This window comes from Hymenobacter sp. (assembly GCF_036388155.1).
Classification (GTDB): Bacteria; Bacteroidota; Bacteroidia; order Cytophagales; family Hymenobacteraceae; genus Hymenobacter.
Genome location: NZ_DASVSI010000138.1, coordinates 17365 through 40941, shown reverse-complemented (window position 1 = coordinate 40941; position 23577 = coordinate 17365). Strand labels below are relative to the sequence as shown.

The following is a 23577-nucleotide window of genomic DNA, read 5'->3' as shown; positions in this document are numbered from 1 at the left end:
ACGTTGTCGTCATGAAACCTCTGGTTGTGTTACTGGTCGCTTTCGCGCTGATTGGCGGCGGCACGTGGCTGCTGGCCGGCCAGCCGAATTTCCGCTGGGCCGGCAACGGCGCCATGGTCGTCATGCTGCTGTTCACGGCCGTGGGCCACTTCGCCTTCACGCCGGGCATGATGCAGATGCTGCCCGAGTGGCTGCCGTTTCGGCGCGGCTGGGTGTACCTGACGGGGGTGCTCGAGCTGGCCGCGGCGGCTGGGCTGCTGTGGCCGGCGGCGCGGCCCTCCACCGCGTGGGCACTGCTGGCTTTTTTTGCGGCAATATTGCCCGCCAACGTCCACGCCGCGCGCATCGGCCTGGACTACCAAACCGGCCAGCTCACCGGGCCCGGGCCGCGCTACCTGTGGTTTCGGGTGCCGCTGCAGCTGCTGTTCATGGCCTGGACCTGGTATTTTGGCTTGCACCTCGGGAGCCTTTCCCGCTAACCTCTCTCCTGCCCGGCATGACCGTTTTGCTGCTCGAAGATGAATACCCCGCCGCCGAGCGCATGCAGCGCCTGCTGGCTCAGGCCGCGCCCGACAGCCAGGTCCTGGCCGTGCTCGACACCGTGAGTGGCGCCCTGGCGTGGCTGGCCACGCACCCCGCCCCCGACCTCATTCTCAGCGACATTCAGCTGGCCGATGGGCTGAGTCTGGAAATCTGGGAGCAGGCCGTGGTGCCCAGTCCCGTCATTTTCACCACGGCCTTCGATGCCTTTGCCATCCGCGCCTTCCAGGCCAACAGCGTGGCGTACCTGCTGAAACCCATCAAGCTCCCGGAGCTGCAAGCCGCCATCGCCAAGCTGCACGCGACGCGTGCAGCTTGGCTGAATGAAGAATTGAGAATGAGGAGCGAAGAATTGGGTTCGTCTGAGAATTCCTCATTCGTCATTCCTCATTCTTCATTAAGCATCGAGCGTTTGCTCGATGCATTGGCTCGCCCGCACAAAACGCGTTTCCTGGTGCGGCAGGGCGAGCAGCTCCTGCCCCTGCCGGTGGGCGAGGTGGCGTGGTTCCAAAGCCGCAACGAGCTGACCACGCTCGTGGCGTCCGACGGCCGCCGCTTCGTGGTCGACTACACGCTGGAGCAGCTCGAAGGCCTGCTGGACCCCGCCCAGTTTTTCCGGCTCAACCGCCAAATTATTGCCCAACTACCCGCCGTGCGCCGCCTGCACCCCCACTTCAACGGCAAGCTGCTGGTGGAGCTGCACCCCGCCCCCAGCGAGGAAGTGCTGGTGAGCCGCGAGAAAGCCAGTGCCGTCAAAGCCTGGCTGGAGGGGTAGCTTTCTGCGTATCTTGGAGCCACAACCGCCACCGCCATGGACATTTTGAGACTAAAGTCTGCTGTGCTCGACCGCCTTACGGACGAGGAATTCTACCAGTTCTGCCAAGACCACCGCGACCTGCGCATCGAACGTGATGCCAACCACCAAATTACCATCATGCCTCCCGCCAGCACCGAAAGTGGCTTTGCCAACAGCGAGCTAACCATGCAATTAGCTTTGTGGAACCGAGAACACCGGCTAGGGCGCACCGGCGACTCCTCCACCGGCTACACACTGCCCACCGGGGCCATGCTCTCGCCCGATGCTTCCTGGCTGAGCCACGCCCGGTGGAATGCCCTGTCGGAAGCAGACCGGCGCGGATTTGCCCGCGTGTGCCCTGACTTTGTTGTGGAGTTGGCGTCGCCCACCGACCGGCTGGCCGACTTGCTGAACAAGATGGACGCCTGGCTTGAAGCCGGGGCGCAACTGGCGTGGCTGCTGGTGCCCGCCACCGAATCGGTGTACGTGTTTGCGCCCGGCCAGCCCATGCGGCCCAGCCAGGGGTTCGACCAAGAGCTCAGTGGCGAGCCGGTACTGCCAGGGTTTGTGCTGCATTTGCGCGAGCTGCGGAGTCGGTGAGGTGCGAGGTGGTGAGAATGCGTGCGTCATTGCGAGCGAAGCGAGGCAATCCTTTCTCTCCGTGCGACTAGCCAATGAGATGTGGCACACTTAATCTTCCAAACATAAATAATAGAAAAGCCCCGGTACTGCGCAGTGCCGGGGCTTTTCACATCTCAAGGTTAGTCGCTACAAGAGGACGGATTGCCACGGCCTGCGCCCTCGCAATGACGCGCTCCTGCCGCTCCGCCTCACCATTTCACAACTCACCATCTCACCTATCCAGCCAGCTCTTGAACACGTTCACTTTCTCGCGGCTCACCAGCACCTGGGCGTCGGGGGCGGTGGGCTTGAGCACGGTTTGCAGGCGGGAGTTCGTGTAGTGGATGATGTCCTGGATGGCGGTTTGCTGGGCCAGGTAGGCGCGGTTGAGGCGGAAGAAGCGGCGCGGGTCGAGCAGGCCTTCGAGCTGGTCCATGGTGTAGTCCACCACAAACTTGCGGCCTTCGGTGGTTTGCAGAAAGGTGGCCTTTTCGAGGCTGAAGAAATAGGCAATCTGGTCGAGGGGCACCACTTTGAGGTGTTCGCCCACCCGCACCACAAACTGTGTTTTGTAGCTGGTGGCCGCGGGCGTTGTCTGCTGCATCTGCTGCATGAGTTGAGCCAGCAGCGTGGGGTCGAAGGCCGGGGCGGCGGTGGCAGGCTGCGGGGCTGCCGGCATTCGCTCGCGCAGCTTACGCACAGCCGCCGTTAGTTCTTCTTCGTCAATGGGTTTGAGCAGGTAATCCACGCTGTTCACCTTGAAAGCTTGCAGCGCGTACTGGTCGTAGGCGGTGGTGAAGATGACCGGGCACCGCACCTGCACGCGCTCAAACAGCTCAAAGCTCAGGCCGTCGGCGAGGTGAATGTCGAGAAACAGCACATCCGGTCCAGGCTGGGTGCTTGCCAGCAGCGCCACGGCCTGCGCCACCGACTCGGGCGTGCCGAGCACTTGCACGGGGTCGGGCTGGCGGGCCAGCATATCGGCCAGGCGGCGGGCCGCGAGGGGTTCGTCTTCAACAATGAGGGCGCGGAGGGGCATGGGCGGATATCAGAGGCAATAAAGCACGAAACACAAAAGAACGTCATGCCGAGCGCAGCCGAGGCATCTCGCGTGGGGGAGTAATCCAATCGGCGAAAAGAGTTAGTGGTGGCACGCGAGATGCCTCGGCTGCGCTCGGCATGACGTGTTGATATTACAGCACCAGCAGCGGCAACGAAACCACAAACTCGTTGCCCTGCTTCTCGGCCACCACGGGCTTGTCGGTGAGGAAGGCATAGCGGGCGGCCAGGTTTTTTAGGCCCAGCCCCGACACCTCGCCTGGTGCCAGGCGCCGCGGGCGCAGGGTGTTGCGCACAGTGAGCGTACCCGCTTCCGCATCCAGCGTCACGCGCAGGTGCAACGGGTCGGCCTGAAAGGCGGTGTTGTGCTTGATGACGTTTTCGAGGAGCAGCTGCAGGGCCAGGGGCGGCACGAAATACGGGGCTACGTCGGCGGGGGCCACCTCCATTTCCACGGCCAGGGCATCGCCCAGGCGGGTTTTCTGCAGGAACAAGTAGCTCTCGGCAAACTTCAGCTCGTCGGCCAACGGCACCAGCTCCTGGCTTTCGCTGTCGAGCACGTAGCGGTACACCTGGCTGAGCTGCCGGATGAAGCGCACGGCCCGCGGCGGGTCGTTTTCCTCCACCAGCGAAGTCAGCGCATTCAGCGAGTTAAACAGGAAATGCGGGTCTACCTGCCGGCGTAGGGAGTCGAGCCGGGCCACGGCGGTTTCTTTTTCCAGCCGCTCGGCGCGCACGGCGGCTTCGCGCCACTGAAAGAAAAACGCCCGGCTGTGGTTGAACAGCGAAATGATGACCGTGACGATGAGCGGCAGCATGAGCGGCCAGTACATCTCCCGCGTGAAAAGCTGGCTCACGGGCTTGCCCCGCAAGAGCAGCATCACGGCGTTCATCAGCAGTATCACCAGCATGGAGCCCCCCAGCGACACGGTCAGGGTGAGCAGCAGGCGGCGGGCGGGCTGCACCGTCCAGGTGTAGCGGCGGTTCAGCCACTCCACCACGTAGCCGTTGGTCAGCCACAGGCCCATGCTGTACATGAGGGTGTACCCGTAGGTGATGGCAAAATTCGACCAGCTGCGCAGGGCGTGGGGGTTGACCAGCACGCTGATGACCACCGAAAGCACCAGCATGATGCGCACCGCCTTCAGAATGCTGTGCTTCGAGCCAGTGGGCAGGTAGCCCCCGGCCAGTGGCTGGCGCTCGGCGGCAAGGGGTGGTGCCGTCCGGGCTGCGGGCGGGGCGGCATAAGTTTTGGGAGCGGCAGACACGACAGCGGACACGGCGAAATGGAACAGCGGGTTAAAGCTATGAAAAAAGGGGCCCGAAGCCAGCCACTGGCCCCGGGCACCATTGCAGAAGAAAGGGTTATTTGGCGGCGGTGCCCTCGTAGGCCTTTAGGCGGCCCAGCAGCTGCCGCTCGCCCCAGTTGGGCATCAGCGGGGTGCTGGGCTTGAAGGCAGCGTAGCGGGTTTTGGCTTCGTCGTACACCGGCTTGGCTGCGTCGGCGCCGCCCCCGAACATCTTGGGCGTGAAGTACAGGTTGTTGGCTTGCACCAGGTAGATGCGGGGGTTGGCGGGGTTCAGCTTTTTGGCCTGGGCCAGCGCCTCGTTCACCATCCCCGAATACTTGGCCGAGCGCATCATGGGCGAGATGCCCAACCGGGCCTGGTAGACGTAGGCTTGCAGCACGAGCAGCTCCGATTCGTCGCCGCGCAGCTTGCGGGCGCGGCCCAGGGCAGCTTCGGCCTGGTCGAGGGTTTTGTCTTTGGCGTCGTCGCTCTCCTTGCTCTGAAAGCAGTTAATCAGCAACGCATAGGCCTGATAGTATTGGGGCAACCAGTCGGTGGGCGCCACGGAGCTGGCCCGCTCAAACTTGCTGGCAATCTGCTTGAGCTGGGCCGGGTCGCCGGTGCTGAGCAGCTCCTTAATGGTCGCGGCCATCATCTCGGGGTAGCCGGTGGGTGCAGCCGTGGCAGTAGCAGCCGGAGCAGAGGCCGCTGGGGCCTGGGCAGCGGCCGAATAAGAAGTGGCGGCCAGAACGAGGAGAATGAGGTGCTTTTTCATAACGCTTGAAAAAAGAGGGTGAGAAGTGGTGATGGTGGCGCTTGCCGTGGTTGATGATTCAAAGGTGGCGGCTCGCCCCAGCGGCTGAAATTTTCTCTGACCGAAGCGTCGGATAAGACCGATGAAGCGCAGGAAACTTCCGACGACGCCGAGCGCCGCGGCAGCGCCCTCTTTACAAGGGCCTCCGCTTGCGAGCCCGCCACGCCAGCGCCACCGCAGTCTTCTTGTTACAGCTTAGCTTTGGGCTTCGCTTCTGTCCTCTACACTGTTCTGCCCATGGCGTCTTTCTCCGCTGAATTGCGCGTGGCCGGCCACGCATTTCCCGTGCTGCATTGCGCCTACGGCGTGCACCAGGCCACCCACCAACGGGGCCGGGTGAGCGCGAAGGCGCGCCACGAACCGGTGCACCTGACCTTGTCCGTGCCCGACGGGGACGCGCTGCTGGCCTGGGCCGCCGACCCGCAAAAGCGCCAGGCGGCGCACGTTGTGTTCCGCGACGCCCGCGGGGGCTCGCCGGTGGAAACGCTGGCCCTGGGGGCGGCCTACTGCGTGAGCTACCACGAGGAGTTCGTCAGCGGCAGCGGGACGGACGGCGCCTATGTCTGCCACTTGGTCTTGTCCGACCCCGACGGCTTCACCATCCAGGCCGGTGGGCCGGTGGCGGCGTTTGTGGCCCCGGCCGCCCGCGAGCACGGGGTGCCGGGAGTGGCGGCGCTGGTGGGAACGGCGATTGGGGGAGCGGCGGCATCTTCTTCCAATGGCCTCCGCAAGCTCGTATCCCCAGCCGACGTGCCTTCGCATCTGGCCGCCCCGCATCCCAACCCTTCGCCTGACCACGCCCAGGTGCAGTTGACGGCCGCGGAGTGGCAAGCGCTTATTCAGGGCCGCTGGGACGATTCCCGAAGTGCCAAGAATAAAAAGTTTACGCTGCTAAAGCAGCATCACATGACCGAATTTCACGTGGCTGGTGACCCATTCACGTACCGCGTGGACGACAAAGGCAAGGTGGTAGCCGTCTACGACGCAGCAACGCAGCAAGCGTTCAACGTCACGGGCACCAGAAAGGGACTAACGCGTATTCCGCTTTCGCTTAACGGTGAACCCACTTTTGCGGGCACCGAGTACATGATGCCTGTGGGGCTTGGGCAGAAGAATGTGGTACAAATCAAGATGGCTGGCAACCGCGAGGGCGATTTCAGGGCTGCCAACAAAGAAGCAGGGCTGACCGACCTGCTGAAATTACAAGGGCTGGATGCCGACGAAGCCCCCGAGGGATACACCTGGCACCACCGCGACGACTTCATCCCGACCACAGGCACCCCACCACCTTACGGCACCTGCACAATGGAGCTGGTGGAACGCGACGCCCACAAAGCAACTTTCGTCCATTTCGGCTCGTGCGACCAGTGCAATAAGCACTTGGGTATTACACTTTATGATTAATTGTCATGGAACCCAATCCGTTTACCAATACGCAAGAACCAGCTACGCCTGCCGACCTCGTCGCTGTTGAGCAAAAATATCAGTTCACATTGCCCACCGATTACAAAGCACACCTTTTACAACATAACGGTGGCCGGCCAGCGCGACGAACGTTCATAGAACGCCAGCCAAGCGGACGCGAGGTAAAGCGCAAAATCAGCGACTTTTACTCGGTTGGTCACGGCAAGAACACACTAGAACGCAGCGTGGAGCTCCTATACGACCAATTGCACCCCGACTTGGTGCCGTTTGGAGACGAAACTGGGGGTGACGTATTCGTGCTAAGCATAGGCCCCCAAGACTACGGCGCGGTTTACTACATTGCCCACGAATTTTATACGCCGCCCGAGTACGACTACGACGAGGAAACCGACGAATCGACCCCGCCCGCTCCACTCGACTACGGCTCGGGGGTGCATTTCCTGGCCCCCTCGTTCACCGCTTTTTTAGACGGGCTGGTGTCCAGCACCCCGGCGTAGGCGCCCCGCGTGAAACGCTGGCCCTGGGGGCGGCCTACTGCGTGAGCTACCACGAGGAGTTCGTCAGCGGCAGCGGGACGGACGGCGCCTATGTCTGCCACTTGGTCTTGTCCGACCCCGACGGCTTCACCCTGCAGACCGGCGGGCCGGCCGTTGCGTTTGTGGCCCCGGCCGCCCGCGAGCACGGAGTACCGGGAGCGGCGGCGCTGGTGGGAACGGCCCGGATGGCTCCTGACGCGCAGGCCGCCGCGTGGGCCGCCGCCCTTGCCCCGACGCGAATCGCCGACATGTACGCCGCCTATAAGGCCGAGAAGGAGCGCCAGAAACAACAACCTCGCAGCCAAGAAGACTGGTGGGGCGTAGAGGGCAAACGCGGCGGGGCGCGTTTTACCGTGGAGGGCTGCCTGGGCGAGTACCAAGCCGACAAGCTATTTGCCGCCCAGGGGCACACGAAACTAAACCACGAAGGCAAACTCATCGGCCTGCTAGACCCGCCTAGAGGTCGCGGATTGGATGGGGGTGTGGAAAAACGCCACGCCTCCGCCCGAATACATCATCACCGAAACCAAATACACCAGCACGCCAGAAAAAGCAGTTGAGCTTTCCAGTGGGGGGCAGATGAGCGATGAATGGGTAAAAGGAGGTGACCGACTGGCTAAATCATTGGGCATTACCAAAGCAAACGAAGTGCGGGAAGCAATGCGAGATAATAACAAGGGCGTTGGAAAACGTTTGCTGCACGTCGACTCAGATGGAAATTTGCATCAATATACTATTGATGCAAAGGGCAAAATCAAACCTTTAAGCGGATTATAGACATGACTAAACGCGAGCCCCTCATGAGTAAAGAATATTTCGACCACCACCTGATTACAGTGGACCAATTTCTTCAAAAGACGCTAGCAAATATGGATACCTATACTGACCAAGCAGGTGCCAAATTTGATGTACTTCGGGACTGCTTGTCATTATTATATGCACGGTATTCACGTGGTTACCCAATAACATCACTAAAGAGCGATTTCATGCACGTGCTCGAAGCTTGGGAGGCCTTGCGCGATGCAGACGTGGATGATGTGTACACTAATTCGTTTAAGAATGACTTGACAAATTATGTAGAAAGCGTCGGATTGCTCTCGCTCTCGGTATTGTTGCAATTCGACTCATCAGTAATTTACCGCTTATTGGTTTGCATCCGCAATGAAGGACAAGACCTTCTGTTTGAGCGGTTCGTTGCAAGGGTGCTGGGGCCGCAACAGCGCAAGCCAGCCAAAAAACTTTTGTATCCGAAGGTGTACCAAGCGCTCTACGATGCATCAGAAGCTCCCGCAAAAGAGCAGCCGGAATTGATACACCAGTTTTTGGCTCATTGGTATAAACGCATTAAGAACGTAGGCTGGCACGATGCCCATAAAGGCCCTAAAGGAGGTGGCTTTAAGGGCTATTGGTGCTGGGAAGCGGCGGGGGTGGCCCTCGCCTTTGGCATCGATGACAGCAGCTTCCGCGACCTGCCGTATTATCCCAAAGACCTGGCCGACTTCGCCCGCACCCGAAGCTAACCCGCGCGACCCGCTACGGGGCCTACGTCTGCCACCTGGTTTTGTCCGACCCCGACGGCTTCACCCTGCAGGCCGGCGGGCCGGCCGCCGCGTTTGTGGCCCTGGCCGCCCGCGAGCACGGGGTGCCGGGAGTGGCGGCGCTGGTGGGAACGGCCATTGGGGGAGCGGTGAGCGCCTCACAGAGAAAGGACGGATTGCAAGCAGGCAGCCCCGAACACAAGGCTACGCGTTGGGCAGAATACCAAGCGGCCACCGCCACCAACCCGAAAGCGTGGCCCCTAGAGCGCTGGGAAAAACAATATGAGGTGAACATGCGCAACGCCAGCGGCGGCCTGGCACGGGAGGGAGAATATCGTACAGCTATGAACGCCACGAGCAAAACGCTCAAAACACCACTTACTTACCGCCAAATCGACCTGTACAAAGAGGATGAACAATACTGCGGGCAACTCAAAACGGGCAAAATGAGCCTGAACAAACAGGCGCGGCTCTTCGATTTGCCCAAAGACGAACAGTTGGTACAGAGTAACTTTCAGGTAGAATATATTTTGGAAAAAGGGGCATCAAAGCAATTTTTAGCTGCCCTCGAACGAATAGGTGCCACGTATAAAATAGGCCCCCAAATTCCTTAAAACCTCATTTTTTTCGTACTACCATGGCAACACCCAAACAATTGATTGATGCCGAAGCTGCAAATGAAGAATTGCAGCTATTCTTGTTCCACTTAGCCGACAATCAGGAGAGTTTTGTAGCGCGCACGAGAGACGAAGGCTACACCCTGGACTACACCTTGCACAGTCTGGGTGAGCTTGAGCGTTATATCAAAGACAAAGGCGAACAAATTGCTTGGCGCAATACATCAGAAGATGCTGCGGCGCTCAGGCTACCGGTCTGGAGTTATTTGGGCGAAACCTTCCGCAAGGTGTTTGGAGGCGGCTGGAATGTCAGCTTAGATGACCCCTCTAGCATCAATTATGGCAAGTGGGTGATTTCTGGGTTTGATGAAGCGGGAGTGGAGTTCGACCCGCTTCGCACCATGCAAGGCTACCTACTACGTGGCCAGCCGGGCAGCCTTCGCCGTTCACTGGAGGTGCAGGTCCGATTCGTACCCACCGACCTCAGCGATTTGGCCGAAGACGACGCCTGATGATTCGGCCGTGTGCTGGCTGATTGTAGCAAAATAGAGTACGCACCCAGCCGCGCCACGCGCGGGTGCACCTGACCCTGTCCGTGCCCGACGGGGACGCGCTGCTGGCCTGGGCCGCCGACCCGCGCAAACGCCACGCCGCGCACGTCGTGTTCCGCGACGCCCGCGGCGGCGCCCCACGCGAAACGCTGGCCCTGGGCGCGGCCTACTGCGTGAGCTACCACGAGGAGTTCGCCAGCGGCAGCGGCACGGACGGCGCCTATGTCTACCACCTGGTTTTGTCTGACCCCGACGGCTTCACCATTCAGGCCGGCGGGCCGCCGCGTTTGTGGCCCCGGCCGCCCGCGAGCACGGGGCGCCGCCTACCTCTGAAGATGCCGGGGCAGCATTAGTAATATACTGGCCGCCTCTTGCAACGCTTCGTTGGCCACAAGCACCTTGCTGTTAGTCACCTTTCCCTTGCCTCCTGCCCCATGCTTCTACCACGACTTTTCCTGGGTACTGTGCTACTCGGTTCGCCCCTGCTGGGCCGCGCCCAAGCCACCGAACCGGCCCCCGCGCCCCGCTACTACATGGGCCTGGCCGCCTACAGCAGCTATTACCAAGAGTTTGGAGCCCAGCCCTACGGCGGCACGGGCACGTTCCGCGCGCCCGTGCAGTTCACGGCCGGCTACCAGGTACGCCCGCGCCTGGCCCTGCAGGTGGGCGTGGCCTACAGCGGGGCCCGGTATTCTTACGACAATGAGTACTCCTACTACTCCGGAAGCAACTCTTCCCCGGCCTACTCCCGGTACCAGAGCAGCGGCAGGGTCCGCGTTACGTCGGTGTCGTTGCTGTCGCGCTACACCCTCACCCGCAAAGTGGCCCACCGCGTCCAGTTCGATGCGGTGGGCGGTTTCGGCTTAGAGCACGGCCGCGGTTCTTACAGCACCACGCAGTCTGACAGCCTCGCGGGCAGCCTGCAAACCAAGAGCAACTCCTCTCGTGGCACCCAAAATATCGTTGTGGCAACGCTGGGCGTTGGCGTCCGCTATCGCCTCAGCCCGCGCTTTGAGTTGAATCTGGACCTGCTGGCTAACCACACAACGCCGCTCAACAGCCCTTCCAACCGCACCGAGGGCCTTACCTCCAGCCTCGCGCTGGGCCTGCGCTACCGGTTTGGCACGCGCTAAACGCACGAGGCGGTAGCCGCAAAAGCGGCGCCACATTATTCCCGGTTGCTGCCTTTGGCCTGCCGAATGGTTTGCCCGTCTTTCAGGTTGAAGCGGTACGTGAAGCTCAGCCGGTAGCGGGCCGCGTTGCGGTTGCTCACCTGGTTGAACACGTAGTTTTCGCCGAGGGTCTGGGTGCGAATCTGGTTCGAGTTGAAGATGTTGGACCCGTCGAGTGCCAGGGTGGCTTTGTCGTGCAAACATCTTTTGCTCAGGCCGATGTCCGCGTAATGAATGGCGCGGGTGCGGGTTTGGGCGTTGTCTCGGGCGCCGGTGAAGTTGTACCGCACTTGCACGCGGAGATTTGCCGGCAAATTGAGCTGCGTGCTGAAACGCCCGGTCACGGTTTGGCCGGCGAAGTCGAAGTTCTGCTCCCGGTACTGGCCCTGCTGGCTAAAGCTGAAGGCGTTCAATTCGGCATTGAAATTCAGCCACTTCGCCGGGTTGTAGAGCACCGACAGCTCCAGGCCCCGGCGGGTTTCGCGGCTCAGGTTGACCGGCGTGCTGATGAACGTGCCCGTAGGGTCGCGGTAGGTATAAGGTTGAATAAAGCCGGTAGTGCGCTGGTAGTACACCGACGGGTTGAAGGTCACTTTAGCCCAATTCCGCAACAGGCCCCACTCCAGGGCGTCGCCGTAGGACGGGTTCAGGTCGGGATTGCCCACGGACTGCGCGTTCAGGTCGGTGAGCTCGTTGAAGGGGAAGAGCGACCACAGCGAGGGGCGGTTGATGCGCCGGCTGTAATTGAGCTGGCTGGTCAGGCCCTCGCGGAGTTGGTAGCTCAGGTTCAGCGTGGGAAAGAGGCGGTTGTAGTTCTTTTTGTTGTTGTAGGCGCCCTCGCGGTCGGCGATGGTGATGCGAGTCAGCTCGGCCCGCAACCCCAGCAGGTACGACAGCTTGCTCCACTTGCTGCCAAACTGCGCATAGCCGCTGCTAATCAGCTCGTCGTACTGCAGTTGGTTGTCGATGTCCCGGAACACCGCCCAGGCCGCGCCCTGCTGCTCTTCGGCCAGAAAGTCGCTGGTCACTTGCCGGCTTTCGGCTTTCAGGCCAAACTCCAGCGTGGCCCGCTCGTTGAGGGGCTGCACCAAATCGGTTTGCACCAGCAGGTCCCGGCTGCCCCCCACCGAGCGCGTGCGGATGCCGGGGAGCGTGGCCGCGTCGGGGTAGAGGCGGCGCGTGGCCAAGTCCCAGTCTTTGCCGCTGTTCCAGAAATCGTACTGCACGTCCACCGTGTATTTACGGCCGTCCTGCGCAAAAAGCCGGGTGTAGTTGAATTCCAGCTGGTTGTAGCTGCGATTTTCCCGCGAGTTTCCGTTGCGCAGTAAGGTGCTATCTGGCGGCCCTCCCGGGCGGGCGTAGTCGTACTGCAGTGCCGTTTTGTCGCGGTCGCGGGTTTCGTCTTTGAAGAAGGCGGCCGTGAGGGTGTTGCGCTCGTTGAGGTAATAGTCGGCCCCCGCGTAGAGCACGCGGCTGTCGTCGTGCCGGTTATCCAGTTGCCGCTGGTCCAGGGTGGCGGCGCGGCCGTTCAAGCCGGTAATTTGGCTGGTGCGGTAGCGGCCGAGGTAGTCGGAAAAGCGCAGGCCCGCGTTGGCAAACACGTTGACTTTCTCGGACTTGTACGTGAGTCCCGCGTTCAGGCGGGTGTCGTTGGGCAGGCCGCCCACGGCCCGCAGCTGCCCTCCCAGGCCTGCCGTTTTGTTCTTTTTCAGGATGACGTTAATGATGCCGGCGGTGCCCGCGGCGTCGTAGCGCGACGAGGGGTTGGTGATGACCTCCACCCGTTCAATCTGCCCGGCCGGAATCTGGTCCAGGCTGTTGGTTTGCGTCAGGCCGGAGCGCCGGCCGTTGATGAGGACGGTCACGTTGGAATTGCCGCGCAGGCTGATGGCCCCGGTCGGGCTCACCGCCACCGACGGCACCCCGCCCAGCACGTCGTTGGCCAAGCCGCTTTGCGACATCACGTCCTTGCCTACCTCGAACACCTTCTTGTCGAACTGCAGGCTGATGCCGGGCTTTTCGCCGGTCACCGTCACTTCGTCCAGCTGGGTGGCATCGGGCTGGAGCAGCACCGTGCCCACGTCGAGCTTGCTGCCGGCCGCGCCCACCACCAGCGGCTGGCTCACGGTTTGGTAGCCCATAAACCGGAACTCAATGACGAGCTCGCCCGCCGGAATTCCCTCCAGGCGAAAGCCGCCCTGCTCGTCGCTGATGCCGCCGCCCACCAGCTGGGCAGCCGCGTCCTTCACGTTGACGGTGGCGTAGGGCACCGGTGCGCCGGACGCCCGGTCCTGCACCTTGCCGCTCACGGTGCCGCCCGGGCCAGGGGCGGGTTGCTGGGCTGCGGCCCCGTGGCTCAGCAGCACTGACAAACAGAGGTAAATCCATGATTTCATGGCCCAAGGTTACGGGGGCCTCAGCGCGCTCTTTAGCAAATACATGCCAACGGCTCCACGGCCTCGCGAACGGCACTTGGCCCGGCGCTGGTGGTCCTACCTTTAGGGTCATGTACCGGCTCTTTTCCTTTCTGCTTTTGCTGCTCGCAATGGCGTCTTGTCGGCCCAGCGATACGTTGTACGATTTGGATGACGTGCTTTACCGCACCGGCGACGACCCGCGCTGGGCCACTCGGCAGTACAACGATGCTGGCTGGCACGCCGCCCGCGACACCACCCACCGCGGCGTGTTCTGGGTGCGCCGCAAAGTAATGTTGATGCAGTGCGACACCACGCAGCCCTTGGGCTTGCAGCTCCGGGCCTTCGGCGCGTTCGAGGTGTACTGGGACGGCACGCTCATTAGCCGAAACGGGCAGCTGGGCTCCTCCGCGCGGCCCGAAGTGCCCGGCACCGAAATCAGCTACCATCTGGTACCCGATTCCTTGGCCGGGCCGGGCTTGCATCAACTGGCCCTCCGGGCCACGCAGGCCTATTTGCGCGACGACCTGCACTTTGTCGGGGTGGAGCTGCGGAGCTACCCGCGGCTGTTGCGCGAGCCGCTCATCGCCACGGCCTTCGTCAACCTGATGGCGGGCGCCTTGCTCACGGCGGCCCTGTATTACGCGTTTCTGTTCGGCAACAGCCGCCGGCGAGAACCCGGCACGCTGGTTTTCAGCGTCATCTGCCTGCTCTGCTTCGCGCTGCTGATGGCCGAGTACGCCCGGGTGTACCTGGAAATTCCCTACAGCCATTTCAACGTGCGCCTGGAAATCATTGGCTGGCTCACGTTTGCCATTGCCCTGCTGGTGCCCCTGTATTTTGCCATCCAGTTTGAGCTGCGGCGCAAGGGCTTGTTCATCGGCGGGCTGCTGGCAGTGCTCGTCGCCATTTCCATTGCCTATTACACCGAGTACGACCTCACGGCGGAGCGCCTGAGCTGGACCATGTGGGTGGCGGCCCTGCTCGTGGTGGGGCTGGCCCTGCGGCGCCGGGCCAAGGGCAGCGCCTTGGTACTGGCCGGGCTGCTGGCCAGCGCCGTGAGCAGCTTCTTTTTGCACTACGACTACACATTGTTCATTACCTACACCATCATCGTGCTGTGCATGCTTTACCTGCACACCAGCCGGGTGCGGGCCCTGGACCACGAACGCGAGGCCGCGCTGCTGCTCTCGGCCCGGCTGAAGCTGGAGCTGCTCAAGAAGAACATCCAGCCCCACTTCATCAAGAACACCCTCACCTCCATGCTGGACTGGGTCGAGGAATCTCCCTCCCAGGGCGCGGTCTTCATTCAGGCGCTGGCCAAGGAGTTTGACTTGCTCAACGAGATGGCCGAGGCCACCCTCATTCCGGTGAGCCAGGAGCTGGAGCTGTGCCGGCAGCACCTGCAGGTGATGCAGTTCCGCAAGGAAATCAGCTACGAGCTCGAACACTCGGGCATCGACCCCACCGACCTGGTGCCGCCCGCCATCTTTCACACCGTGCTCGAAAACGGCATCACCCACAGCCTGCCCCCGGCCGACGGCCGCATCCGCTTCCACCTCAGCTTCGAGCGCTCCGGCAAGCACAAGCACTACCGCCTGCTGACCTGCGCCCCGGCCCGGCCCGAGGAAAAAGGCCGCAAAGTGGGCGGTGGCACGGGCTTTAGCTACATCGCGGCCCGCCTGAAAGAAAGCTACGGCAACGGCTGGGAGCTCCACTCGGCCGCCGTGCCGGAGGGCTGGCTCACCTGCATCACCATCGCCCACGCGCCATGAGAATAGTCATCGTTGAAGACGAAGCGCGCATTGCCCGCCGCATCGAACGCCTGACCCGGGCCTTCTTCGGCTCGGAGTTGGACCTGACCACCTGCGACTCAATAACCCAGGGCCTGCACGCGCTGGAAACCGCCCCGCCCGACCTGCTCCTGCTCGACCTGAACCTGAACGGCCGCGACGGCTTTGGCCTGCTGGAAAGCGTCAGCGCCGGCGCCTTCCACACCATCATCATCTCCGCCTACGCCGACAAGGCCATCACCGCTTTTGCCCACGGCGTGCTCGATTTTGTGCCCAAGCCCTTTGCCGAGGAACGCCTGAACCAGGCCTTTGCCCGGGTATCGGCAACCTTACGAAAGCCCGAAAGCGGACTGAAATTCCTGGCCGTGAAGAAGCAGGGCAACATTATCCTCATCGACATCAACGACTTGCGCTACATCAAGGGCGCGGGCATCTACACGGAGCTGCACCTGCAGAACGGCCAGCGGGAGCTCCACGACAAGTCGCTGGAAAAGCTGGAGCAGCTGCTGCCCAGCTCCTTTGAGCGCATCCACAAGTCCTATCTCGTGCCCATTGCCCAAGCCCAGAAAATCCTGGTGCAGGAAGGCGGCAAGTACCAGCTTCAGCTGAAGAATGGCGAGCTTGTTCCCATTGGCAGGGCACGGTACAAGGAGCTTAGAGGCCGGTTGCTGTAGCAGCTTCGTCACGGCTAGGCCAAGTTTCGGGGCTCCCCGGTCTTCCACCTGGGATAGCAGGTGGAAGACCGGGGATGGCCCCGCCCCTACTCCGGCGCCACGCTCGTGTCGGCCGGGCGGGCTTTGTTAATCGAAATCATCAGCACCACGAACAGCATGCGCGGGGCCGAGGGCATCACGCTCACTCGCTCGTAAGTACCCTGGTCGCTGGGCGCCGCGCCGTAGCGGTAGCCGAACACGTTGTTGCGGCCCAGCAGGTTGGAGCACGACACGTGCACGATGGTGTAGTTCTTCCGGATGGTGGTCACGTAGCTCAGGTTCATGCTAAACTCTTGGTAGTTGGGCGTGCGGATGGCCTGGAAGCTGGGGTCGTACGAAAGGCGCGGGCTGCTGTAGTTGAAGGTAGCGCCCACCAGCGTGTGCAGCTTGCTGAACCAGTATTTTCCCACTACCGACACGTTGTGCCGCGAGGCGAAGGTGGGCATGGCCAGGGTTGGGTCGGTGCGCTGCTGGCGCTTGGTGTCGAGCAGGCCGTAGCTCACCCAGTAGTCGAGCTTGGGCACTGTCTTGCGGTCGCGGAAGAACGCGTCCAGGCCACGGGCGTAGCCACTGCCGGTGCTCTGGTACGAGCCCGGGCGGTAGGGCTGGGCGGCGTCGAAGCGCAGCAGATTGCGGTAGTCCTTATAGTAGCCCTCCACCCGCAGCGTGCGGAGGCTGGTGACGCGCTGGTAGGTGAGCAGGTAGTGGTCGGCCCGCTCGAAGCGCAGGGCCTTGCTGTACTGCCCGGAGAGCAGCAGGTCGTTGGCGGGGGTTTGGTAGAAGTGGCCGTAGGCGGCCGACACCTGGTTGTCTTCGTTGAGCTGGTAGGCCAGGGCCAGGCGGGGGGCGGCGTTCCAGCGGCTGAGCAGGGCCGAATATTCGGTGCGGGCCCCTACCCGGCCGGCCAGCTTGCTAGTAAAGGAAATGTTGGCCTCGGCAAAGCCGGCGGCGCGCTGTTCCTCGAAAGCGCGGCGGGGCAGGTCGGTTTCCTGGCCTTCGGTGCTCAGCTGCGCTTGCTGGGATACGTGCTGGCCCAGGCCCTCGGCGCCCATTTTCAGGTTCCAGTACGTGCCGACCGAGTCGTTGGTGAGCACCACCCGGCCCACTACCGACTGCTCCACGTCGGCCACTTTGTTGACGGTTGGGGCTCCGCCTTGCACGCCCAGGTCCAAGTTCTGAACGTCGCGGGTGGCGGCCAGGCCCGTGTTTACGCTCCAGCCGCCGCGCAGGTGGCTGCGGAAGCTGGTGTTCAGGTAAGCGTTGGTGTTGCGCAGGTCCACCGGCTGGCCGTTTTCCCAGCCCACGGCCGGCGTGCGCACGCCGGTGGTCGAGCGGTTCACCGCGCCGTAGACCTTAAACATGCCGCCCTCGCCGGTGCGCTGCCGGTAGGCCACGGAGCTGTTCATCGTCTCGTGGGCCGTGAGCAGCTGCTGCGGAATCACCCCGAAGTAGGGCCGCATGTTCATGTAGTCGCCGGTCACGGCCACCGAGGCGCGCTCCCAACGCTGGGTTCGCGACAGGCCCACCTGGCCCAGCGACAGCAGCGTGATGCCCGTTTGGGTTTCCGGCGCCAGGTCGGTCGAGTTCAGGATAACCGCCGCCGACAACGCCTGCCCGTACTCGGCCGAGTAGCCGCCGGTGCTGAAAACGGTGCCCTTGAACAAGGTGGGTGCAAACCGCCCCCGGGCCGGCGAGCCGCCCACGTTGGCCGAATACGGGCTTTGCAGGGGCACGCCGTCCAGAAACTGCTTGGTTTCGCCGGCCGCGCCGCCGCGCACAAACAGCTTGCCTTCCTCGCCGTTGCGGCTGGTGCCGGGCAGGGTGTTGAGGGCGCCGGCCACGTCGGCCAGGGCGCCGGCCGTGGTCAGGATGTCCAGGGGCTTGAGCACGCTGCTGCGCTTTTCGTCGCTGGCCTCGAAGGCGCCGGCCGTCACCACCACGTCGCCCAGGGCGGCGCGGCTGGCCTTCAACTTGATGTTGGGCAGCGCCACGGCGCCCTGGCCGAGGGTCACGGGCAGCTCCAAGGGCTCGTAGCCGATGAAGGCGACCACCAGCGGCAAGCTGCCGGCCTGCGCGGTGCTGAATTGAAACCGCCCCAGCGAGTCGGTGCTGGCCCCGTCGAAGGTGCTTTTCAGAAACACGTTCACCCCCGGCAGCGGCTGGCCGCTGCCGTCGCGCACCGTACCCGAGAGCTGGGTTGGCGAAGTCGTGGGTTGGTGGGTTTCGGTCGGCGCGGTTTGCGCCTGGGCGGTGAGGCGGGCGGTGCTCAGCATCAGGAGCAGCGGGAGTAGCAGAGTTTTCATCGGGACCAGCAGTTAAGTAGTGGTCCAAAGGTGTCGGCCGGCCCCATCCCGCCTCAACTTTGTGTTCCCGAAGCGTCGAATGCTCCGGATGAACCGTGGGCCTGGCGGGATTACCGGCCGCCCCTCGCTCAGCATAGGTGCCTCGGCAATGCCAAGATTGCCTCTTATCGAAGCGAGGTTTGTACCTACTCAGTTTAACTGTCAGGTTAGAGCAGAGTGCTGTCGAGTGGCGCCAAGGCACTGCCCGCGGCGTCTGTCCTGCTCATCTGGCGTCCGCGCAGCGAGCCGCAGGCCAGCGGAGCCAAGCATCTCCTTCCCACTGAACGATTCGTGCTGGCTTGAGAAGAAGCCTCGCTCAACACAAGAGCGCAGATTGTATTACTCCCAGACGCGTGCTGTTTCGGCTGCGCTCGACAGGACCTTGACACTTGGCAGACCATCAGCCCGGAATAGCGCAAGCTGGCCTGTCCAGTTCCAGGGAGCGCGTCCACTTTCCACCCGACACGTGCCCAGTAAAGCGGATTGCGAAACCCACCTTGCCGAGTGGCTCCCGAACCCGAAGCTGAAAAAGCTCAACCCGAAGCTGAGAAAGGACACCGGCCTAAACTGCCGCAATCGAACACCCATTGAAGCTGAAAATGCGGCTTTGTTTTAATTTTAACCGCTTTTTAACCCATATTAGAGCTTCTTAATATTTTTTAATAATTCTTTAACGGCGTTCTAATAAACTTATAATTCGGCTTTAATTCCGCCGCTAGACGGCCCCGATAACTTTGTCGTAGAAAGCTCATTATCCGCTTTAGAAGCTTGACTTGCTAACGAAACCCCGCTAGAAGCCCCCTTCCCTCCTTCGGCCGGCATACACGCCACGGCCCCACCTCACCTCACGGTCCCCCGGTACTTCGCTGCTTTTGGGCAGCGCCGGAATCCTCATGCCTTTGCTTAAGCCTATGAACCCTGCACCCATCACTCCCCGCGAGTGGGATTTTTCTTACTTCAAAAGCGACCTGCAAGGCGGCTTGGTTTCTTTCCTGGTGGCCGTGCCGCTGTGCCTGGGCATTGCGCTGGCCTCGGGGGCGCCGCTGTTTGCCGGCATCATCGCGGGCATCGTCGGCGGGCTGGTGATAGGCGTGCTGAGCCGCTCGGCCGTCAGCATCTCCGGTCCCGAAGCCGGCCTGATTCTAGTAGTGGTGAGCAGCATCAGCACCCTGGGCTCCTTTAAGGCGGTGCAGTTGGCTATTTGCGTGGCCGGCGTGATGCAGGTGCTGCTGGGTGTGTTCAAGGCCGGCTTCATCAGCAGCTTTTTCCCCTCGTCGGTCATCAAAGGCATGCTGGCCGCCATCGGCATTATTCTGATTATGAAGCAATTGCCCCACTTGCTGGGGTACGACGGCGACACCGTAGAATCGTTGGCGCTGTTCCCGTGGGACGGGGGCAACATCGTGGCCCTGCTCGACCACGCCATTCGCGAGGTAAACGCCACGGCCGTGGGCATTGCGCTGGCCAGCCTCACCGTGCTGCTGGCCTGGGAACGGCCCTTTGCCAAGTCGCACCCCGTGCTGTCGAAAGTACCCGCGGCCCTGATAGCCGTGGTCCTGGGCATCGGGCTCAACGAGCTGGTGCGCGCCCTCAACCCGGCCTGGGCCCTGAGCGGCTCGCACTTGGTGCAGCTGCCCGTGCCGCAGAGCGCCGAAGAGTTTGCCGGCCTCTTCACCCTGCCCGATTTTTCGCAGCTCACCAACAGCAAAGTCTACACCTCGGCCCTGGCCATTGCGCTGGTAGCCAGCGTGGAAGCCCTGCTGTCCGTAGAAGCCACCGACAAGCTCGACCCGCTGCAGCGCAAAACGCCCACCAACCGCGAGCTCAAGGCCCAGGGCGTGGGCAACGTGGTGAGCGGCCTGCTCGGCGGCCTGCCCGTGACGTCGGTTATCGTGCGCAGCTCGGTTAGCATCAACGCCGGCGGCCGCACCAAGCTGGCGGCCCTCATGCACGGCAGCTTCCTGCTGCTGAGCGTGGTGCTGCTGCCCAGCCTGCTCAACCTCATTCCGTGGGCGGCCCTGGCAGCCATTCTGCTCATCACGGGCTACAAGCTGGCCAAGGTCACCATCTTCAAAGAGACCTACGAGGCCGGCTGGCACGAGTTCATCCCCTTCGTGGTCACCATCATGGCCATTCTGCTCACCGACTTGCTCATTGGCATCGGCATCGGCGCCGTGGCCGGCCTGTTCTTCGTGCTGCGCGAAACGCACCGCAACGCCCACTTCGCGCAGCGCTACACGGTGCAGGGCCAGGAGCACACCCGCATTAGCCTGGGCGAGCACGTCTCGTTTCTGAACAAAGCCAGCATCCTGTCGGTGCTGAAAGACGTGCCGGCCGATTCCACGGTGGAAATTGACGGCACCAGCTCGGCTTTCATCGACCGCGACGTGGTCACGGCCATCGAGAACTTCCGCGAAACGGCCCGCCAGCGCAACATCGAGCTGATTTTTACGCGCCGCGGCGACGACTACGCCCAGACCGTGGCCCAGCAGCCCCACGTGAGCGGCAAGGAGGCCGACTTTGAAGCCTATTACAAGCTCTTCGACAACAACCGCAACTGGGTGGCCGAAAAGCTGCGCCGCAACCCCCGCTTCTTCGAAACCACGGCCGAGCAGGCCCCCAAGTTCCTGTTCATTGGCTGCTCCGACAACCACGTGTCGGTGAGCGAGATAACCGGCACCGCGCCGGGCAAAGTATTCGTGCACCGCAACGTGGCCAACCTCGTGGTGAGCACCGACCTCAACCTGCTGTCGGTGCTGCACTACGCCATCGAAACCCTGCAGGTCCGGCACATCATTGTGTGCGGGCACTACGGCTGCCGCGGCGTAAAAACCGCCATGCAGAACGCCGACGCCGGCGTGGTGACCAGCTGGCTGAACAACGTGCGCGAGGTGATGCAGCGCCACCAACACGAGCTCGGCAACCTCGAAACCGAAGCCGAGCGCTACCGCCGCCTGGTGGAGCTCAACGTCATCGAGCAGGTCTACAACCTGCACCAGACCAGCACCGTGCAGCAGGCCTACCGCCGCGGCCAGCCGCTGCACCTGCACGGCTGGGTGTACGACATCCACGGCGGCATCATTCGCGACCTGGAAGTGGACGTGCGCAAGGATTTTGAAGAGTACGACACCATTTTCCGCTACCAGGTAGCCCCCGACGGCCTGCGCAAGCTGCCCGGCCAGCTGCACCAGGCGCCCTCCATCTACTCGATGAACGCGGGCGGCGGCCCCGGCTTCGGCTCGGTCATCGCCATTCCACCCTTCGACAACGACGGCACCATCGGCGTGCCGTAAGCACTGTCGCCAAACCTGCTGCCCTGGCGCGGGTTATACCTGACAGTACCTCGTCCTTCCTTCCCAATATTCCCACCGATGAAAAGTGTTTAACCGGTGGTGCGCAAGTCCGCACGCCACCCTTAGCCCCCCGGGATGAAGATGAACATACTACTGGTAGAAGATGAGCTGAATGTTATTTCCTTTCTAAAAAACGGACTGGAAGAGCACGGCATCAAAGCCACCATAGCCCTCGACGCCACCTCGGCCCAGCAGTTGCTGGCCACGGCCAGCTACTCGGCGGTCATCCTCGACGTGAACCTGCCCGAGATGAACGGTTTCGAGCTGTGCGCCCTCATCCGGGCGCGCTACGAGCGGCTGCCCATCATCATGCTCACCGCCTTGGCCTCGACGCACCACAAGCTGATGGGGTTTGAAGCCGGCGCCGACGATTACCTCGTCAAACCCTTCGAGCTCAAAGAGCTGGTGGCGCGCTTGCGGGCCCTGAACCGCCGCTACGCCGTGGTGACCGACGACCGGGTGCTGAAGGTGGCCGACCTAGAGCTGAACAGCACCAGCAAGCTTGTGAAGCGCGGCGACCAGCGCATCGAGCTCACGGTGCGCGAACTCTCGCTCCTGGAATACTTCATGAGCAACCAAGGCCGGGCCCTGACCCGTGCCGAAATCGTGGGCCAGGTCTGGGACCTCTCGTTCGACACGGGCACCAACGTGGTGGACGTGTACGTGAACTACCTCCGCAAGAAGATTGACAAGCACTTCTCCCCCAAGCTCATCCACACCCTCAACGGCGTCGGCTACGTGCTGGAAGAGCGCGCCGGCTGAGGCGGCAGGGGAGACATTCAGGAATAAGAGCAGGCGCTGTCTTTAACGAGGCAATGCATCTTTAATAACTGGCTACGCAAGACGCATCTGCACAAGAGACAAAAAGGTCATGCAGCGCGCCGCGAACCATCTCGCGTGCCGCCACTCGCTGATTACCCACTACCTACTGCACGCGAGGTGCTTGGCTACGCCGACCTTCGGTTCGCGGCGCGCTGCATGACGGCCTATCTGGACTAACTACTTGATTTCGGTGCTTGTGGGAGTTGTGGCCGGCGCCGCCCTCGTCGGGGCCGCCGCGTGGTGGCAGCGCCGCCGGGCGCGGCAGCAAGTGGCCCACCTGGCGCGGGCCCTGGCTGCCATTAGCCCCGCCGCGCTGGGCACGAGGGTGCCCGTGCCAGCGCACGCCGCCGAAGCCGCGGCCCTCGCCCGTAGCGCAAACCAACTGCTTGAACGGCTGCAAACCGGGTCCGAGCAGCAGCGCCGCTTTGTGACCGAGGCCTGGCACAAGCTCCGCACGCCGCTGGCCATCATCTACGGGCAGGTTGACGTGCTGCTGCTGCGGCCCCGCAGCGTGGCCGAGCACGAGCAGGCCTGGCACTCGGTGCGCGAAGACATGGCGCGCCTCAACCGGCTGTCGAACGACTTGCAGCTGCTGGCCCAGCTCAACGCCGACCATTACCAGCTTTCGCGGCAAGCAGTGGACCTGCAGGAAGTGCTTTTCCAGGCCTGCCACGCGCTGCAGGCGCAGCAGCCCACCTACCGGGTTCAGGTCCTGCTCGGCCCCGAGCTGGAAGAGCTGGACAGCCCGCTTACCGTGCTGGGCGACGCCGACTTGCTGACGCAAGCTTGCCTGCAGCTGCTCGAAAACGGGTGCAAGTTTTCAGCAAACAAGCAGGTGCAAGCGCGCTTGAGCGCCGAAGGCCCTTGGGCCCAGCTCCGCGTGGCCGACCAGGGAAGGGGCATTACACCCGCGGATGCGCCGCACGTTTTTGAGCCTTTTTTTCGGGGAGAAAACGCACGCCACGAGCCCGGCAACGGCCTGGGCCTGGCGTTGGCACGGCGAGTGGCGCACTTGCACTCCGGCGAAGTGGCGGTGGCTTCCACTTCTCCCACAGGCACTTGCGTACTGCTTTCGCTGCCCTTACGGCCATAGTGCAGCAACTTACGGTTCGGAGCAAATAGGCAGGCGCAGGGCCCGGACGCAGCGGGCGGGCGGTAGCATTGTCTGCGCGTACGCCGGTC

Annotated in this window: 21 protein-coding genes and 1 pseudogene; 17 read left to right on the top strand and 5 right to left on the bottom strand. The window is 62.5% G+C overall.

Annotated elements, in window-relative coordinates:
• The first annotated feature begins 11 nt into the window (after positions 1-11).
• Genes VF629_RS19265 through VF629_RS19255 form a run of 3 tightly spaced genes read left to right on the top strand, consistent with a single transcriptional unit; the run spans position 12 to position 1936 of the window.
• Entirely contained in the window at positions 12-479 is a 468-nt protein-coding gene (locus VF629_RS19265; RefSeq protein WP_331060134.1) for a DoxX family protein, read from the top strand.
• A gap of 17 nt (positions 480-496) precedes the next feature.
• Positions 497-1315 (top strand): LytTR family DNA-binding domain-containing protein, encoded by an 819-nt coding sequence (locus VF629_RS19260; RefSeq protein WP_331060133.1) that lies wholly within the window; start codon positions 497-499, stop codon positions 1313-1315.
• 36 nt (positions 1316-1351) lie between these two features.
• Positions 1352-1936 carry a Uma2 family endonuclease gene (locus VF629_RS19255; protein WP_331060132.1) on the top strand — a complete coding sequence of 195 codons (585 nt, stop codon included), beginning with the start codon at positions 1352-1354 and terminating at the stop codon, positions 1934-1936.
• A 253-nt stretch (positions 1937-2189) separates the two neighbouring features.
• On the opposite strand, the gene VF629_RS19250 is transcribed toward VF629_RS19255, so the two are convergent.
• The 3 genes from VF629_RS19250 to VF629_RS19240 form a co-directional block, all read right to left on the bottom strand.
• Entirely contained in the window at positions 2190-2996 is an 807-nt protein-coding gene (locus tag VF629_RS19250; RefSeq protein WP_331060131.1) for a LytTR family DNA-binding domain-containing protein, read from the bottom strand.
• A 154-nt stretch (positions 2997-3150) separates the two neighbouring features.
• Positions 3151-4296: a sensor histidine kinase gene (locus VF629_RS19245; protein ID WP_331060130.1), complete on the bottom strand. Its 1146-nt coding sequence runs from the start codon at positions 4294-4296 to the stop codon at positions 3151-3153.
• A gap of 85 nt (positions 4297-4381) precedes the next feature.
• Positions 4382-5080, bottom strand: coding sequence for a hypothetical protein (locus VF629_RS19240; RefSeq protein WP_331060129.1), 699 nt, complete (start codon positions 5078-5080; stop codon positions 4382-4384).
• A gap of 276 nt (positions 5081-5356) precedes the next feature.
• Here VF629_RS19240 and tssD (VF629_RS19235) point away from each other — a divergent pair, with 276 nt between their 5' ends.
• The 9 genes and pseudogenes from tssD (VF629_RS19235) (at position 5357) to VF629_RS19195 (ending at position 10919) form a co-directional block, all read left to right on the top strand.
• Positions 5357-6523, top strand: a complete 1167-nt coding sequence (gene tssD, locus VF629_RS19235) for a type VI secretion system tube protein TssD (protein WP_331060128.1) — start codon at positions 5357-5359, stop codon at positions 6521-6523.
• A 5-nt stretch (positions 6524-6528) separates the two neighbouring features.
• On the top strand, positions 6529-7041 hold the full coding sequence (locus VF629_RS19230) for an SMI1/KNR4 family protein (protein WP_331060127.1): 513 nt from the start codon (positions 6529-6531) through the stop codon (positions 7039-7041).
• Between the two features lie 101 nt (positions 7042-7142).
• Positions 7143-7640 (top strand): hypothetical protein, encoded by a 498-nt coding sequence (locus VF629_RS19225; protein ID WP_331060126.1) that lies wholly within the window; start codon positions 7143-7145, stop codon positions 7638-7640.
• Positions 7641-7659: 19 nt separating this feature from the next.
• Positions 7660-7857, top strand: coding sequence for a hypothetical protein (locus VF629_RS19220; RefSeq protein ID WP_331060125.1), 198 nt, complete (start codon positions 7660-7662; stop codon positions 7855-7857).
• A gap of 2 nt (positions 7858-7859) precedes the next feature.
• A complete protein-coding gene (locus VF629_RS19215; protein WP_331060124.1) occupies positions 7860-8600 on the top strand; it encodes a PoNe immunity protein domain-containing protein in 741 nt (246 codons plus the stop codon).
• Positions 8601-8695: 95 nt separating this feature from the next.
• On the top strand, positions 8696-9232 hold the full coding sequence (locus VF629_RS19210) for a hypothetical protein (RefSeq protein WP_331060123.1): 537 nt from the start codon (positions 8696-8698) through the stop codon (positions 9230-9232).
• Positions 9233-9255: 23 nt separating this feature from the next.
• Positions 9256-9747: a hypothetical protein gene (locus VF629_RS19205; RefSeq protein WP_331060122.1), complete on the top strand. Its 492-nt coding sequence runs from the start codon at positions 9256-9258 to the stop codon at positions 9745-9747.
• A 47-nt stretch (positions 9748-9794) separates the two neighbouring features.
• Positions 9795-10139: pseudogene (tssD, locus tag VF629_RS19200) on the top strand (type VI secretion system tube protein TssD); the annotation flags it as partial.
• Positions 10140-10220: 81 nt separating this feature from the next.
• Positions 10221-10919, top strand: a complete 699-nt coding sequence (locus tag VF629_RS19195) for an outer membrane beta-barrel protein (RefSeq protein WP_331060121.1) — start codon at positions 10221-10223, stop codon at positions 10917-10919.
• A gap of 35 nt (positions 10920-10954) precedes the next feature.
• Here VF629_RS19195 and VF629_RS19190 read toward each other — a convergent pair whose 3' ends face one another.
• Positions 10955-13354, bottom strand: coding sequence for a TonB-dependent receptor domain-containing protein (locus tag VF629_RS19190; RefSeq protein WP_331060120.1), 2400 nt, complete (start codon positions 13352-13354; stop codon positions 10955-10957).
• 137 nt (positions 13355-13491) lie between these two features.
• On the opposite strand from VF629_RS19190, the gene VF629_RS19185 reads away from it, so the two are divergent.
• A complete protein-coding gene (locus VF629_RS19185) occupies positions 13492-15147 on the top strand; it encodes a histidine kinase (RefSeq protein WP_331060119.1) in 1656 nt (551 codons plus the stop codon).
• Positions 15144-15839: a LytTR family DNA-binding domain-containing protein gene (locus VF629_RS19180; RefSeq protein ID WP_331060118.1), complete on the top strand. Its 696-nt coding sequence runs from the start codon at positions 15144-15146 to the stop codon at positions 15837-15839. Before VF629_RS19185 ends, VF629_RS19180 begins: the two co-directional genes overlap by 4 nt.
• Positions 15840-15925: 86 nt before the next feature.
• Here the strand turns inward: VF629_RS19180 and VF629_RS19175 are convergent, their stop codons facing one another.
• Complete coding sequence (locus tag VF629_RS19175) at positions 15926-18181, bottom strand: TonB-dependent receptor (protein ID WP_331060117.1); 2256 nt, start codon at positions 18179-18181, stop codon at positions 15926-15928.
• Positions 18182-19131: 950 nt separating this feature from the next.
• On the opposite strand from VF629_RS19175, the gene VF629_RS19170 reads away from it, so the two are divergent.
• The 3 genes from VF629_RS19170 to VF629_RS19160 all read left to right on the top strand — a co-directional run bounded on the left by VF629_RS19170 (position 19132) and on the right by VF629_RS19160 (position 23488).
• On the top strand, positions 19132-21513 hold the full coding sequence (locus tag VF629_RS19170; protein ID WP_331060116.1) for a SulP family inorganic anion transporter: 2382 nt from the start codon (positions 19132-19134) through the stop codon (positions 21511-21513).
• A gap of 141 nt (positions 21514-21654) precedes the next feature.
• Entirely contained in the window at positions 21655-22335 is a 681-nt protein-coding gene (locus VF629_RS19165) for a response regulator transcription factor (protein ID WP_331060115.1), read from the top strand.
• A 250-nt stretch (positions 22336-22585) separates the two neighbouring features.
• On the top strand, positions 22586-23488 hold the full coding sequence (locus tag VF629_RS19160; RefSeq protein WP_331060114.1) for a HAMP domain-containing sensor histidine kinase: 903 nt from the start codon (positions 22586-22588) through the stop codon (positions 23486-23488).
• The last annotated feature ends 89 nt before the right edge of the window (positions 23489-23577 follow it).